Raw genomic sequence first — 13346 nt, 5'->3', positions numbered from 1 at the left:
GGAGGGAGTACTAAACCTGGGACAAGAGGAATCATTCGAGATGTCAGAAATTGTTAAAGTGATTGGCCGTGAAGTTATGGACTCACGCGGTAACCCAACTGTTGAAGCCGAAGTATACCTAGCCAGCGGTGCTTGGGGTCGTGCTTGTGCACCTTCTGGTGCTTCAACCGGTACACGTGAAGCGCTTGAGCTACGCGATGGCGACAAGAGCCGTTACCTGGGTAAGGGTGTATTGAAGGCCGTAGGTTATGTAAATAACGAAATCGCCGCCGCCCTTAAAGGCCAAAATGCGCTTGAGCAGCGTGCAATCGATAACATCATGCTTGAGCTTGATGGCACCGAAAACAAAGAAAAGCTAGGCGCAAACGCCATCCTGGCGGTATCGCTAGCAAACGCTAAAGCGGCAGCTCAGGACAAGGGTGTTGAGCTATTCGAACACATCGCCGACATCAATGGTACATCTGGCCAGTATTCAATGCCTGTGCCTATGATGAACATCATCAATGGTGGTGAGCATGCGGATAACAACGTTGATATCCAAGAGTTTATGGTTCAGCCGGTAGGCGCTCCTAGCTTCAGCGAAGCGCTACGCATGGGTGCGGAAATCTTCCACAGCCTGAAAAAAGTACTAAGCGCACGCGGCCTAAACACTGCGGTAGGTGACGAAGGTGGTTTTGCACCTGACCTTAAGTCAAACGAAGAAGCCTTGGAAGTGATCGCCGAAGCCGTTGCTGCTGCCGGTTACGAGCTAAACAAAGACGTAACCCTAGCGCTAGACTGTGCCTCTTCAGAGTTCTACCACGATGGTAAATACGACCTTAAAGGCGAAGGCAAGGTATTCGACTCGGCTGGTTTCGCCGACTTCCTTGCAGACCTAGCGGCACGTTACCCTATCGTTTCAATCGAAGACGGCCTGGACGAAAGCGACTGGGCGGGTTGGAAAATTCTAACCGATAAGATTGGCGACAAGGTACAGCTAGTGGGCGACGATCTATTCGTAACCAACACTAAGATCCTAAAGCGTGGTATCGACGAGAACATTGGTAACTCTATCCTTATCAAGTTCAACCAGATCGGTTCACTGTCTGAGACGCTTGATGCAATCAAGATGGCTAAAGACGCCGGCTTTACTGCGGTTATTTCACACCGTAGTGGCGAAACCGAAGACGCGACAATCGCCGACCTTGCGGTAGGTACTGCTGCTGGCCAGATCAAAACTGGTTCACTATGTCGTTCAGACCGTGTAGCTAAGTACAACCAGCTACTACGTATCGAACAACAACTTGGTGACAAAGCGGTTTATAAAGGCCGTTCTGAAATCAAAGGCCAATAAGCCCAGCTTATTTAGCCAATAAAAAAAACCGCGGTCTTACCGCGGTTTTTTTATGCCTGTTTGGAGCACCCTTATCACCATGTCGTTGTAGGTCGGGCTTTCAGCCCGACAAAGGTGCCACAAGCGATATGTCGTTGTAGGTCGGGGTTCAGCCCGACAAAAGGTGCCACAAGCGAAACGTCGTTGTAGGTCGGGGTTCACCCCGACAAAGGTGTCACAAGCGATATGTCGTTGTAGGTCGGGGTTCACCCCGACAAATTGCACATTCATTGGCATTGTCGGCGCAAAGCACCGACCTACAAATGAATTTAAGGTTGAAACTGTTGGGCGAGGATCTGCCGGGTAAACTGGGTTTTTAAATAAAAGCCCCGTGGCAGGGTCTGAATGCGCTCGCCATTTTTGCCTATGGCGGCGGTCAGGGCTTTGCTGTTGGCGGCCTTGGGGCGCAGTTGTAACACCTCGCCAAAATGGCCATTGACCTGCTCAATCTGCCCCAGAGCTACCATCTCCGTGAGTTCCTCCCAATCCCGCTTCAGCTGGGCGAACTGCTGCGCATTGGGTTGCCATAAAAAGCCACTGCCTATCACTCGTTCCACCACAGGAATATCGCGCTCGGCCAAGATCGGCAGCCATAATACATGACACAACTTTTTATAGACGGTACTTTGCTCGAAACTCAGCCCGGTCACCTGTGTAAGGGGGGCGACGCTGACAAAGGTGGTTTCCAGCGGCGTGCCCTGATAGGAAATGGGCAAGGTTTTTAATTCCACACCAAGGGCGGGAAAGTCCGGTTCCGGCAAAGAGCCAGCGGTAGCCCCAAGCACATATTCCAACAATTGCCCAACCCAGCCCTTTTCTCGCTGCAAATGTTCCGGGGTTTTAAAACCGTATTGCTCGGCAAGCGCCCCTAGGGTCATACCGGCAATGGCATCGACGCGCTGACGTAATTGGGCAAGGTTAGTAGGTGGAGAAATCATGGCTGCTCGATAAGGGCTGTGGAGGCCTGATTGTAACAAAGGCGCGGTGAATTCCTAGTCTTGTTCGGTACAGTGAGCAAGGGTGTTGCTATTTTGAGCAGAAAAAATTGGGTGCTTTTTTGCTCACCTATTTGCTTTGGTTTTATTTGTAACCCATTGATTTTAATTGGTTATTTCATTGCCTATTAAGATTTAATACAATTGGTGTGGTGTTTTAATCCACAAAATACAGATGTATAAACACATTTATCCACAGAATCTGTGGAGAAATACTGTTTTTGGCCTGCTGATTGTGGATTTGTTTTATTTTTATCCGTAGTTATTAAAAGTTATGCACAACATGTGAGTAACTTGGTGTTAATTGCGAATATTATTTGCTGTCAATTGGTGATTGTGGAACAATCGATAAAAATCGACTTACAAAAGAGGCACTAAGGTGATTGATGCCGAAGGTTTTCGTGCCAATGTCGGAATCGTAATCTGCAATAATCAGGGGCAGGTATTTTGGGCCCGCCGTTACGGCCAGCATTCATGGCAATTTCCACAAGGCGGGGTAGATGATGGCGAAACGCCAGAGCAAACCATGTACCGCGAATTGCATGAAGAAGTGGGACTGCTACCAGAAGATGTTGAGGTGATTGCCAGCTCGCGTCATTGGTTGCGTTATAAACTACCGAAACGGTTAATACGCCGCGATTCGAGCCCTGTGTGTATTGGCCAAAAGCAGAAATGGTTCTTGCTGAAACTAAAATGCAAAGACGAAGACGTAAACTTGCTGAAAACCCATCATCCGGAGTTTGATGATTGGCGTTGGGTGAGTTACTGGTATCCTGTGCGCCAGGTCGTGGCCTTTAAACGCGACGTCTACCGCCGGGTAATGAAAGAATTTGCTCCTATTGCGATGCCATTTAATCGCAAGGAATCAGCGCCCCAGGGGCAGTGGCGTAACCGCCGTTAAGGAGAGTTTTCAATATGCTTGCCACCATGCGCGCCATCGTCGAGCAAGTTGCTCAGCAGCCGAGCTTGGAAAGCGCGCTCATGGTGTTTGTCAGCCAGGTCAAAAAGGCGATGAAGACCGAGTGCTGTTCGATCTATTTTGCCGATTACAGCCAGGATAACTTTGTCTTGATGGCCACCGATGGCCTTAACCCCGCCGCCGTGGGTAAGTTTCGCCTTGGCTTTACCGAAGGCCTGGTGGGTCTGGTGGCTCAGCGTGAAGAACCGATCAACCTTGCCTATGCCAAGTCACACCCGCACTTTATAACCTCAGATCTTGTTCAAGAAGAGCAATATAACGCCTTTTTATCCGTGCCCGTGGTGCATCAAAAACGGGTGCTAGGGGTTATTGTGGTGCAGCAGACGGCGGCCAGAGTATTTAGTGAAGACGAAGAATCCTTTTTGATCACCTTGTCGGCGCAATTGGCGCCGCAACTGGCGGTTGCACAGATACAAACCTTGTTGCAGCAGGACGACCTCAGTCATCGCTCGACCATGCTCAAGGGGATCTCCAGCTCCGGCGGTATCGCTCAGGGCCATGCCTATGTGGTGCTGCCTAAAGTCGACTTTTCGTCCGTGGAGCTGCGCAAGGAAGAGGATAAGCTCAAACAAAAGCAACTCTTCTTACAGGCAGTGGCAGCCACCCGTAAGGAGTTCAGCACTCTGGCTGTGTCCATGCAAGGACATCTGCCGAGCGAGGCGGTAGCTGTTTTTGAAGTTTATTTGCAATTGCTCGATGCTCGCAGCCTGGGTCGCGATGTGGAGCTGGAAATTGCCGATGGCTGGTGTGCCAAAAGCGCCTTAAAGCTGGTTATAGAGCGATTGGTGCAGCAATTTAACGCCATGCAGGACCCTTATATTAAAGAGCGGGCCGTCGATGTAAAAGACATTGGCCTGCGGGTGCTGTTTCATCTGCTCAATACCGAAAAGGCCACCAAGCCTTATCCGGAAAATACCATTTTAGTGGCCCATACCCTGACTCCGGCCATGTTAGCGCAGGTGCCCAAGGAGCGCTTAAAAGGGGTGGTCAGTGTTCATGGCGCCGCCAACTCCCATGCCTCGATTTTGACGCGCGCCCTTAATATCCCCACGGTGTGGGGCATTAACGATATTCCGCTGTTACAGTTCGACAATAAAGAGCTGATCATCGATGCCTATGCCGGGCGGGTGTATCTTAGCCCCAGCGAGGCGCTGAAAAAAGAATATGCGCAAATTCAGCACCGCGACGCCAAGTTACACGACCAGTTTGAGTCGGAATACCATCTGCCTTCGACCACTCTGGATGGCAAGGCCATCGACCTGATGCTCAATGCCGGTCTGGATCTACAAACCGAGCTCGACAGCGCCCGTTATTGCGACGGCGTGGGTCTGTATCGCACCGAATCCTGGTTTATGCAAAAAGGCACCTTTCCCTCCCAGCATGAACAAGAGCAATGGTATCGCCAGGTGCTCAACAGTTATCATCCGGCCCCGGTCACCATGCGCACCTTGGATATAGGCGGTGATAAGGCGCTTGACTACTTTGATATTCAGGAAGAAAACCCTTTTCTGGGATGGCGCGGTATTCGCGTGAGCCTAGATCATCCCGAGTTGTTTCTCGATCAGCTTAAGGCCATGATCAAGGCCAATTCCGGCCTGGGTAACCTGCGTATTCTCTTGCCCATGGTTAGCGAAGTAGGGGAGGTCGATGAGTCTTTAGCCCTGCTTGAGCGCGCTTATTATGAGCTGCAACAGGACTTCCCACACGAATTCAGCTATATCGACAAGCCCCTGATTGGGGTGATGATCGAAGTGCCATCGAGCATGTACTTGCTGCATGAGTTTGCCGCCAAAATGGACTTTTGTTCCGTCGGCTCCAACGACCTGACTCAATATCTGCTGGCGGTGGACAGAGCAAATTCCCGCGTCGCCAATCTCTTCGATTGTTACCACCCGGCGGTTCTGCGCGCCTTAAACGGTATTGCCGAGCAATGTCAGGCTGCCAACTTTCCCTTTAGTTTGTGTGGCGAGCTGGCCGGTGAGCCGGAAGGAGCCATTTTGTTGATAGCCATGGGCTTTGACAGCTTAAGTATGAACTTTAGCGCCCTGCATAAGGTGAAGTGGGTTATCCGCCGCGTTGGCCTTAAGAAGTGTAAGCAATTACTGGCACAATGTTTAAGCGCCGCCCATGCCAAACAGGTGCACCGTTTAGTGCGGGATTTCATGCTTGAACAGGGCCTAGGGCAATTGTTATATCGACAAAAAGACGATGATGGCAAGCAATGAAATCCTCTTTATAACCTGATATATTCATCATATAAGAAAACAGAATAAGTAAAATACATGGCAGATCTTATTTGGCTTTTTATCTTGTGCATGGCGTTAGGAAGTGTGGTGGGTTTTCTCGCCGGTCTGTTAGGCATAGGTGGCGGCCTGCTTATTGTACCCGCGCTCAGTGCGCTGCTGGTGCATTTTAATGTCACCGATGTTGAACATGTATTGGTAATAGCCATTGCCACCTCACTGGCCTCTATTTTATTTACCTCAACGTCTTCAGCTCTGGCCCATCATCGCAACCAAAATGTGCCGTGGGAAGTGGCGCCAGCGGTACTGTTTGGTGTGTCTACCGGCGCCCTGATCAGCGGCTTTATGGCCAGCTATATACCCCAGCAGGGACTGAAAGCAATTTTCGCCGTGGCGGTCATATTTATCGCTATGCGGATGATCTATTCCAGCCATAGGGCGACCAGCACCCGACCCATGCCATCCGATGTGGTGATCTTGGGTTCAACCTCGGTTCTCGGCGCACTGTCCGGGTTGATTGGCATTGGCGGTGGCGCGCTTCTCGTACCCTTGCTTAACTACTTTTCCGTAGACATGAAAAAGGCCATTGGCTGCGCCGCGGTCAGTGGTATTGCCATTGCGCTGTTTGGCTGCTTGGGTTACATTGCCTCCGGGTGGCAGGTGCAGGACATCGGCGATGGTTTTGTTGGCTTTGTTTATGTTCCCGCGCTGGCCGGCATAGTTGCTACGTCCTGGTTTACGGCCCCCTTTGGTGCGCGCGCTACGCATTATTTACCCGTTTCACATATTAAAAAAATCTTCGCCTTACTGCTGGTGATCATCGCCTTACGTATGGTGTTTAGCTAGGCAAAAATAAAATTATGGCTTTAGAATTTCCACAAATTGACCCGGTGATTTTCGAAGTAGGGCCGCTGGCCGTACGCTGGTATGGCTTGATGTACTTAGTTGGCTTTGTTCTGGCCATGTGGCTGGCAAATCGTCAGGCCGCCAAACCCGGCTCGGGATGGACCAAAGAAGAAGTCAGCGACCTGTTATTTTACGGCATGCTAGGGGTGATCCTCGGTGGTCGTTTGGGTTACGTATTCTTTTATCAATTCTCTTATTTCCTGGAAAACCCGCTTTATCTATTCCGTATTGACCAAGGCGGCATGTCCTTCCATGGCGGCACGCTTGGGGTAATTGCGGCCATATTCTGGTTTGCTAAATCGCGCGGTAAATCGTTTTTTACCGTTGGCGACTTTGTGGCGCCTCTGGTGCCGCTTGGCCTGCTGGCTGGACGCATAGGTAACTTTATTAATGGCGAGTTGTGGGGACGTACATCAGATGTACCATGGGCCATGGTGTTCCCAACCGGCGGGCCGGACGCGCGTCACCCGTCGCAATTATATGAAGCATTTTTCGAAGGCCTGGTGCTCTTCCTTATTTTGCAGTGGTTTATTAAAAAGCCGCGCCCGGCGGGCAGTGTCTCAGGGCTATTCTTACTCGGTTACGGTACCTTCCGTTTTGCCATTGAATACTTCCGCGAGCCGGACGCCCACTTAGGCTTATTAGGCGGCATTATGTCTATGGGGCAGATTTTATCCCTGCCAATGATTATTATCGGTGGTGCGTTTATCTATTGGGCGTACAGCAAAGCGGATAACGCCGCGGCATCGGCAGCGAAGAAATAAGGAAGCAAAGATGAAACAGTATCTAGACTTATGCCGTCGCATCGTCGACACCGGCACCTGGGTGGAAAATGAGCGTACCGGGATCCGTTGTTTGACCGTGATTAATGCGGACTTGGAATACAATGTTGCTGCCAACGAATTTCCACTGATCACCACTCGTAAGAGCTTTTTTAAGGCGGCCATCGCCGAGTTGCTTGGCTATTTGCGCGGCTATGACAGTGCCGCCCAGTTTCGCGATATCGGCTGTAATACCTGGAATGCGAATGCCAACGAAAACCAGGCCTGGTTGAACAACCCCCATCGTCGCGGTGAAGACGATATGGGCCGTGTTTATGGCGTGCAGGGGCGCAGCTGGCAAAAGCCGGACGGCACGCATCTGGACCAGTTAAAGAAGGTGGTTGATAACCTCAGTCGTGGTGTTGATGACCGCGGTGAGATCATCACTTTTTATAATCCCGGCGAGTTTGAACTGGGTTGTTTGCGTCCTTGCATGCACACTCACACCTTCTCGCTGTTGGGTGACACCTTGCACCTGACCAGCTACCAGCGCTCATGCGATGTGCCCTTGGGTCTAAACTTCAACCAGATCCAGGTTTTTACCCTGCTGGCCTTGGTGGCGCAGATCACAGGTCATAAGCCGGGTATGGCGTATCACAAAATCGTTAATGCCCATATTTATGAAAATCAGCTTGAGCTGATGCGTGACGTACAGCTAAAGCGTGAGCCTTTCCCTTCGCCGCAACTGCACATCAACCCAAAGATCAAATCCCTGGAAGATTTGGAAACCTGGGTGAGCACGGATGACTTTGAGATCTCCGGTTATCAGCATCATGAGGCTATTCGCTATCCGTTTGCCGTATAACTAGTCTCCTGCATTGCACTGCAATTAGGAATTTTTAGATCGGGATTTTGCATAAAATCCCTTAGCGAAAATGCTAAGGATGAAAGCTGGATGTCTGGTTTTATCTGTAATCGCGTTAATCTGAAGCGACCGGCGTACTATTAAAGAGCGCGTGTGGTGCATGAGAAACTGGGGCTAGGGATAGCCAGTTAAGTCCAATTAATAGGCTTGATTATCAAACACCTAGCTTTATAATCAAGCCCTAGGTCATAGACCTTGGATAGGCCCCTTAGTTAAATGGATATAACAACCCCCTCCTAAGGGGTAGTTGCAGGTTCGATTCCTGCAGGGGCCGCCATTAAAATCAATAAGTTAAAAATAAAATAGGTTAAAACTCTAAGTCTGTGTAGCAATTGTGTAGCAGTGTATCCAATGTTCACATAAATAGGGGATTGCTATTACGTATGGAAATATGACTTGGACAATCAAAATACTAATTCATATTAAGCAAGTGTCCTATTTGAGCCACTGATATACCCTTCCATCATTAATTAATGTTTGTTTGATTTTGGCTTTGTCTTTTCGATTGGCACGACTGTAGATTGAGCGAAGCTCTTGTTCAAAACTATCTTCGTTAAATCCACGTTTAATTGCTTTTTGATACCACTCATGTCCTTGAGTAATATTTCCTGAGAGCATTTTACATGCGCCAATTAAGGTGCATGGGCGATAGTCTTGTTGAGTCAGTTCATGGGCTTGAGTGCCCAATTTGACTGCTTCATCAAACATTCCTAGATCTCGCTTTGCTCCACCACTCGTAGTGAGTAATGCAGACTTGAGATTCTTGTTACCATTGGCAAAGTTAAAGGGGTAATTTATGTTAACCAAACCAGCCGCTATTTTTGGTTCTCCAGCTTTTCTGTAATCAGCAATAGCATTCACGAGATTCCAAGGCTTCTTCGTATCTTCCCATTTACGCTTTGCTAGTTCAGCTCGATTTAGGTAGTACAACTCACTTACTTTTTGATTATCAAAACCATTGCTAATCAACCAGAGATAGTCGCTATCAGAAATTGTTTTCCCGTTGGTCAATGCCTTGAAGACTGTGGCAGCTTTGGAGCGCCTTCGTATTTTAACTACGTCTATTAACGGGAAATCAATATAGTCTTTGTCGTACTTGGCTTTTCGTTCTTTAGATTCTTTTTCACGCTTGGCTTTTAGTTCCTTAAACATCTTTTCTGAAGATTTACGCCTAGCTTCCATTTTCTCATCCCTCAGCTCTTTAGGAGTTTTACTTCCTACTGAGACGTACTTTGAGAGCAGGGATTTAATTTCTTCACAGTTTCCAGCTAACTCACCACTGTTTGTCGCTATTCTTTTTTTTGCTGCGAGCTTTATGGGCATTAACTTCCAAAGCAATGAGTCAGGCGATTTAGGTTCGGAGTCGAGGATCAACATCAAAGCTTCTGTATATTCATCACCCATTATTTTCGAGATGTCGCTGATCTCATTTAGTAGATGTTCTTGATCACTAGAGGTGTCTGTGCTCTTTTCCGCTAATTCTAACCAGCCGTAGTGAAGCGGGTATTGTGAACGAGAAATAAACTTTTAACTTTGCTGATTGACATGTGAACTAATTCCTTGAGCGGCTAATGAACTGCCTTTGTTCATATGATTTATTATAAATTGGCAATAAAAAAGAGCAACAGCATCATGTTCTTAGCTATCTATAAGTTATGCGTAATCAGCTTCCCAAGTGGTTAAATGACTTCTATGATTATTGGGTTATGATCGATCAATCCAAATAAATTAGCCAATCACATTAACCGCAGCCGCTTTATGCTCAGGCGCTAAATGTGCAAACCTCAGCGTCATATCTAAGTCACTATGTTCTAACAGCTCGCGTACATTGCTTAAGTCCACAGATGCCTGATCTTCCCTTAAACAACTAGACACCTTTTTTTACGTTGATTTTGGGTGTAAAAAAAGGTGTTTTTTTCCTTAAAAATAAGTTGTTAATTGGTCCCTAAGAGCCATTTTAGGCTGTTTTTAGGTGCTGCAGGGGCCGCCATCTTATTGGGCCGCGAAGTAAGCGGCCAAATCGTCACTGCCACCTATATGCTCACCACCAATAAAGACTTGCGGTACGGTTTCACGACCTGTGATAGCCTTTAAGCTGGTAAGCGACACAATGTTACCCAGGGTGATCTCTTCAAACGCCAGACCCTTCTCTGTCAGCAGATTCTTTGCCTTGGTACAAAAGGGGCAGCCGGGTTTACTGAACAGGCTGACCGGTTGAGGTTTTACCTGTTGCGGGTTAATGTACTCCAGCATGGTATCGGCGTCGGACACCTCAAAGGGGTCGCCGGGCACATCCGCTTCGATAAACATTTTCTCAATCACGCCATCTTTAACCAGCATGGAATAACGCCAGCTGCGCTTGCCAAAACCAAGGTCATTCTTATCTACCAACAAGCCCATGCCATCGGTAAATTTGCCGTTGCCATCGGGCAGCAGGGTAATATTGCCGGCCTCCTGGTGCTGCGCCCAGGCATTCATAACAAAGGTGTCATTTACCGAAACACAGACTATGTCATCGACACCATTTTGTTTAAACACCGCGGCTAATTCGTTATAGCGGGGCAGATGGGTGGACGAACAGGTTGGCGTAAAGGCACCGGGCAGGGCGAAAACGATCACGGTTTTACCGGCAAAAATATCTGCGCTGGTGCGTTTTTGCCACTGGTCATTCTCACGAATGGCAAAGGTGACATCGGGTACACGTAGGCCTGTGCTGTTTTTAAATTGGCTCATTAGTTTTAGTCCTTCTCTAAATCAATGAGCCTAGTTTGCCAAAGTAAGTTTAATCATTAAAATGCTTTAAACTGATTGAGGTAATCGTTTTTTTGAATTGAATTGGTAGCGCCTGCACTCGCCCCGACACGTGCATTTTCATGTTTATTTGCTGCTATTTAAGGTGAATCCTGTGTGCCATCCAGGGTTATTTCTAAGGTGATTTTGGCTGCAGTATTGGTGCGCTTGAGGCAGTGATTTCCAGCGCTGAGACCAGGTTAAATAAAGGGGTAAATGGACCCGACATATTCCCCCTTGCTAGAGATCAAAGTTTTACCTGCAATTTTTCGCATTAGCTTAGCATTATGGTAGACTAACGCCCAATTTTAAGCATTGAGAATCCCTGTTTGTGCTACACGTTGACGCAGTCACTTGTATAAAGCAAGAGCGATGTTTGTTCGAAGACCTGAGTTTTACCCTAAAGTCGGGCGAGATCATGCAGTTAGAAGGTCCTAACGGTGCCGGAAAAACCTCGCTATTACGTATTTTAGCGGGCTTCGCCGAGCCTATGCAGGGGCAAGTAAAGTTTAATCAGCAGTGTATTGGTCGTAATTATGACGAGTACGCCGAGAATGTGCTGTTTATCGGCCATAAAACCGGCGTCAACACTGCGCTTAATGCCTTAGAAAATTGTCATTTTTGGCTCAATACCCATGGTCTTGAAAGCGGCTTAGATCTCTACGAGGTACTTGCTGACCTGGGTCTGGTTGGTCTTGAAGATGTGCCGGTGCGCCAGCTTTCTGCCGGGCAGCAGCGCCGCGTAGCCCTGGCGCGTTTATGGTTAAATCGTGCGCCCTTGTGGTTATTGGATGAGCCCTTCACCGCGGTGGATAAAAAGGGTGTGCAATTGCTGCAACAGCGTTTTGCCGAGCATCTCGCCTCGGGCGGTGCTATTTTGCTGACCAGCCACCAAGACCTTACCGCGCACTTTGATAAGCTCATCAAGTTGCAGCTGGAGTATCGCATTTGATAGCACAGAACCATTCATACTGGCGCGTGTGGGCCAGCGTATATAAAAAAGATGTTCGTTTGGCGTTTCGCCAGCGCAGCGACATTATCAATCCGTTATTGTTCTTTTTAATCGTTATCACCCTGTTCCCGCTGGGCATTGGCCCTGAGCCTAATTTATTGGCGCGCATGGCGCCTGGAATTATCTGGGTAGCGGCCCTGTTGGCGACCATGTTGGGCTTGGACAAGATGTTTCGTGATGACTACCTGGACGGTACCTTGGAGCAGCTGATGCTGTCGCCTTTTCCGCTGTCATTGAGCGTCTCGGCTAAGGTGGCCGCGCACTGGACGGTAACCGGCTTGCCCATGGTTATTCTAGCGCCGTTGTTTGCGCTTTTGATGAATTTACAATCGCAGGCTCTAAGCGCCATGATGCTGACCCTGCTAATTGGCACGCCGCTGCTGAGCTTGATTGGTGCCATCGGCGCCGGGCTCACCGTGGGCCTGCAAAAGGGTGGGGTACTGCTTAGTTTATTGGTCCTGCCGCTCTATATACCCGTATTAATTTTCGCGACCTCCGCCATAGATACCGCCAGCATGTCCCTGGCTTATGGCGGCCAGCTTGCGATTCTAGGTGCATTTTTAGCCGTGGCTATCGTGCTTGCGCCTATTGCCGTTTCATCAGCATTGAAAGTGAGTATTAACTAATGTGGAAGTGGTTACATCCCTACGCTAAGGCCGAAAGGGCCTATCAGTTGTGTAACACCCTGCTGCCCTATTTTGCCGTGATCGCCGTGCTTGGCATCCTGGTGGGTTGGGTATGGGGGCTGGCCTTTGCGCCTGCGGACTACCAACAAAAAGACAGCTATCGCATCATCTTTATTCATGTGCCGTCGGCCATCTGGTCTATGGGCGCCTATTCGTCCATGGCTATTGCTGGCTTAGTGGCCCTGGTGTGGCAAATTCGCAATGCCCAGCTGGCGGTGATTGCCATTGCTCCTGTGGGTGCGGCCATGACTGTGATTGCTTTATTGACCGGTGCTGCCTGGGGTAAACCCATGTGGGGTGCCTGGTGGGTATGGGATGCCCGTTTAACCTCAGAGTTGATTTTGTTGTTTTTATACCTGGGTGTGATTTCTCTTTATCATGCCTTTGAGGACAAGCGCGCCGGGGGTAAGGCGGCGTCTATTCTTGCCCTGGTTGGCGTAGTAAATCTGCCGATTATCCATTTCTCGGTGGAGTGGTGGAACACCCTGCACCAAGGTGCAACCATCACCAAGTTTGATACCTCGGCCATAGACTCAAGCATGTTCTGGCCCTTGATGATCAATATCCTTGGCTTTGCCGGTTTCTTGGGGGCGGTGACGCTAATTCGCCTGAAAACAGAAATCCTAAAAAGCGAGCAACATCGCCCCTGGGTTAAAGCTCTGGCGGGAGGCAAATAA

General features: G+C 48.9%; 12 protein-coding genes and 1 tRNA gene. 10 read left to right on the top strand and 3 right to left on the bottom strand.

Annotated features, from left to right (window positions below; translation table 11 throughout):
* The first annotated feature begins 40 nt into the window (after window positions 1-40).
* Entirely contained in the window at window positions 41-1333 is a 1293-nt protein-coding gene (gene eno, locus C2M35_RS01445) for a phosphopyruvate hydratase (protein WP_105200735.1), read from the top strand.
* A gap of 308 nt (window positions 1334-1641) precedes the next feature.
* Here the strand turns inward: eno and mutH are convergent, their stop codons facing one another.
* Window positions 1642-2310: a DNA mismatch repair endonuclease MutH gene (mutH, locus tag C2M35_RS01440; protein ID WP_105213698.1), complete on the bottom strand. Its 669-nt coding sequence runs from the start codon at window positions 2308-2310 to the stop codon at window positions 1642-1644.
* A 436-nt stretch (window positions 2311-2746) separates the two neighbouring features.
* On the opposite strand from mutH, the gene rppH reads away from it, so the two are divergent.
* The 6 genes from rppH to C2M35_RS01410 all read left to right on the top strand — a co-directional run bounded on the left by rppH (window position 2747) and on the right by C2M35_RS01410 (window position 8458).
* Window positions 2747-3268, top strand: a complete 522-nt coding sequence (gene rppH / locus C2M35_RS01435) for an RNA pyrophosphohydrolase (protein ID WP_105213697.1) — start codon at window positions 2747-2749, stop codon at window positions 3266-3268.
* 14 nt (window positions 3269-3282) lie between these two features.
* Window positions 3283-5571 carry a phosphoenolpyruvate--protein phosphotransferase gene (gene ptsP / locus C2M35_RS01430; RefSeq protein WP_105264452.1) on the top strand — a complete coding sequence of 763 codons (2289 nt, stop codon included), beginning with the start codon at window positions 3283-3285 and terminating at the stop codon, window positions 5569-5571.
* Between the two features lie 57 nt (window positions 5572-5628).
* Entirely contained in the window at window positions 5629-6435 is an 807-nt protein-coding gene (locus tag C2M35_RS01425; RefSeq protein WP_105200732.1) for a sulfite exporter TauE/SafE family protein, read from the top strand.
* A 14-nt stretch (window positions 6436-6449) separates the two neighbouring features.
* Window positions 6450-7259, top strand: coding sequence for a prolipoprotein diacylglyceryl transferase (lgt, locus tag C2M35_RS01420; RefSeq protein WP_105258545.1), 810 nt, complete (start codon window positions 6450-6452; stop codon window positions 7257-7259).
* Window positions 7260-7269: 10 nt separating this feature from the next.
* Window positions 7270-8121 carry a thymidylate synthase gene (locus C2M35_RS01415; RefSeq protein WP_105264451.1) on the top strand — a complete coding sequence of 284 codons (852 nt, stop codon included), beginning with the start codon at window positions 7270-7272 and terminating at the stop codon, window positions 8119-8121.
* 262 nt (window positions 8122-8383) lie between these two features.
* Window positions 8384-8458: transfer RNA gene (locus C2M35_RS01410), tRNA-Arg, on the top strand.
* A 158-nt stretch (window positions 8459-8616) separates the two neighbouring features.
* On the opposite strand, the gene C2M35_RS01405 is transcribed toward C2M35_RS01410, so the two are convergent.
* A complete protein-coding gene (locus tag C2M35_RS01405) occupies window positions 8617-9585 on the bottom strand; it encodes a hypothetical protein (protein WP_105264450.1) in 969 nt (322 codons plus the stop codon).
* A gap of 588 nt (window positions 9586-10173) precedes the next feature.
* Entirely contained in the window at window positions 10174-10914 is a 741-nt protein-coding gene (locus C2M35_RS01400) for a glutathione peroxidase (protein ID WP_105264449.1), read from the bottom strand.
* 388 nt (window positions 10915-11302) lie between these two features.
* On the opposite strand from C2M35_RS01400, the gene ccmA reads away from it, so the two are divergent.
* From ccmA to C2M35_RS01385, 3 genes are read left to right on the top strand one after another with little or no spacing between them, the layout of a single operon-like run.
* Window positions 11303-11923, top strand: coding sequence for a cytochrome c biogenesis heme-transporting ATPase CcmA (gene ccmA / locus C2M35_RS01395; RefSeq protein ID WP_105200728.1), 621 nt, complete (start codon window positions 11303-11305; stop codon window positions 11921-11923).
* On the top strand, window positions 11923-12609 hold the full coding sequence (gene ccmB, locus C2M35_RS01390; RefSeq protein ID WP_105213771.1) for a heme exporter protein CcmB: 687 nt from the start codon (window positions 11923-11925) through the stop codon (window positions 12607-12609). Before ccmA ends, ccmB begins: the two co-directional genes overlap by 1 nt.
* The gene (locus tag C2M35_RS01385; protein ID WP_105200727.1) at window positions 12609-13346 is read left to right on the top strand and encodes a heme ABC transporter permease; all 738 of its coding nucleotides are present in this window, start codon (window positions 12609-12611) and stop codon (window positions 13344-13346) included. The genes ccmB and C2M35_RS01385 overlap by 1 nt, the downstream gene beginning before the upstream one ends.

Source organism: Pseudoalteromonas sp. T1lg76, from assembly GCF_002964725.1.
GTDB lineage: Bacteria > Pseudomonadota > Gammaproteobacteria > Enterobacterales > Alteromonadaceae > Pseudoalteromonas.
This window is presented reverse-complemented; position numbering and strand designations above follow the sequence as displayed.

What these genes read in the sequence shown, in the direction of transcription:
- C2M35_RS01385 (WP_105200727.1), top strand. Translation starts at nt 12,609, where the DNA reads ATGTGGAAGTGGTTACATCCCTACGCTAAGGCCGAAAGGGCCTATCAG.
- ptsP (WP_105264452.1), top strand. Translation starts at nt 3,283, where the DNA reads ATGCTTGCCACCATGCGCGCCATCGTCGAGCAAGTTGCTCAGCAGCCG.
- eno (WP_105200735.1), top strand. Translation starts at nt 41, where the DNA reads ATGTCAGAAATTGTTAAAGTGATTGGCCGTGAAGTTATGGACTCACGC.
- C2M35_RS01425 (WP_105200732.1), top strand. Translation starts at nt 5,629, where the DNA reads ATGGCAGATCTTATTTGGCTTTTTATCTTGTGCATGGCGTTAGGAAGT.
- C2M35_RS01415 (WP_105264451.1), top strand. Translation starts at nt 7,270, where the DNA reads ATGAAACAGTATCTAGACTTATGCCGTCGCATCGTCGACACCGGCACC.
- mutH (WP_105213698.1), bottom strand. Translation starts at nt 2,310, where the DNA reads ATGATTTCTCCACCTACTAACCTTGCCCAATTACGTCAGCGCGTCGAT.
- C2M35_RS01400 (WP_105264449.1), bottom strand. Translation starts at nt 10,914, where the DNA reads ATGAGCCAATTTAAAAACAGCACAGGCCTACGTGTACCCGATGTCACC.
- lgt (WP_105258545.1), top strand. Translation starts at nt 6,450, where the DNA reads ATGGCTTTAGAATTTCCACAAATTGACCCGGTGATTTTCGAAGTAGGG.
- C2M35_RS01405 (WP_105264450.1), bottom strand. Translation starts at nt 9,585, where the DNA reads ATGGGTGATGAATATACAGAAGCTTTGATGTTGATCCTCGACTCCGAA.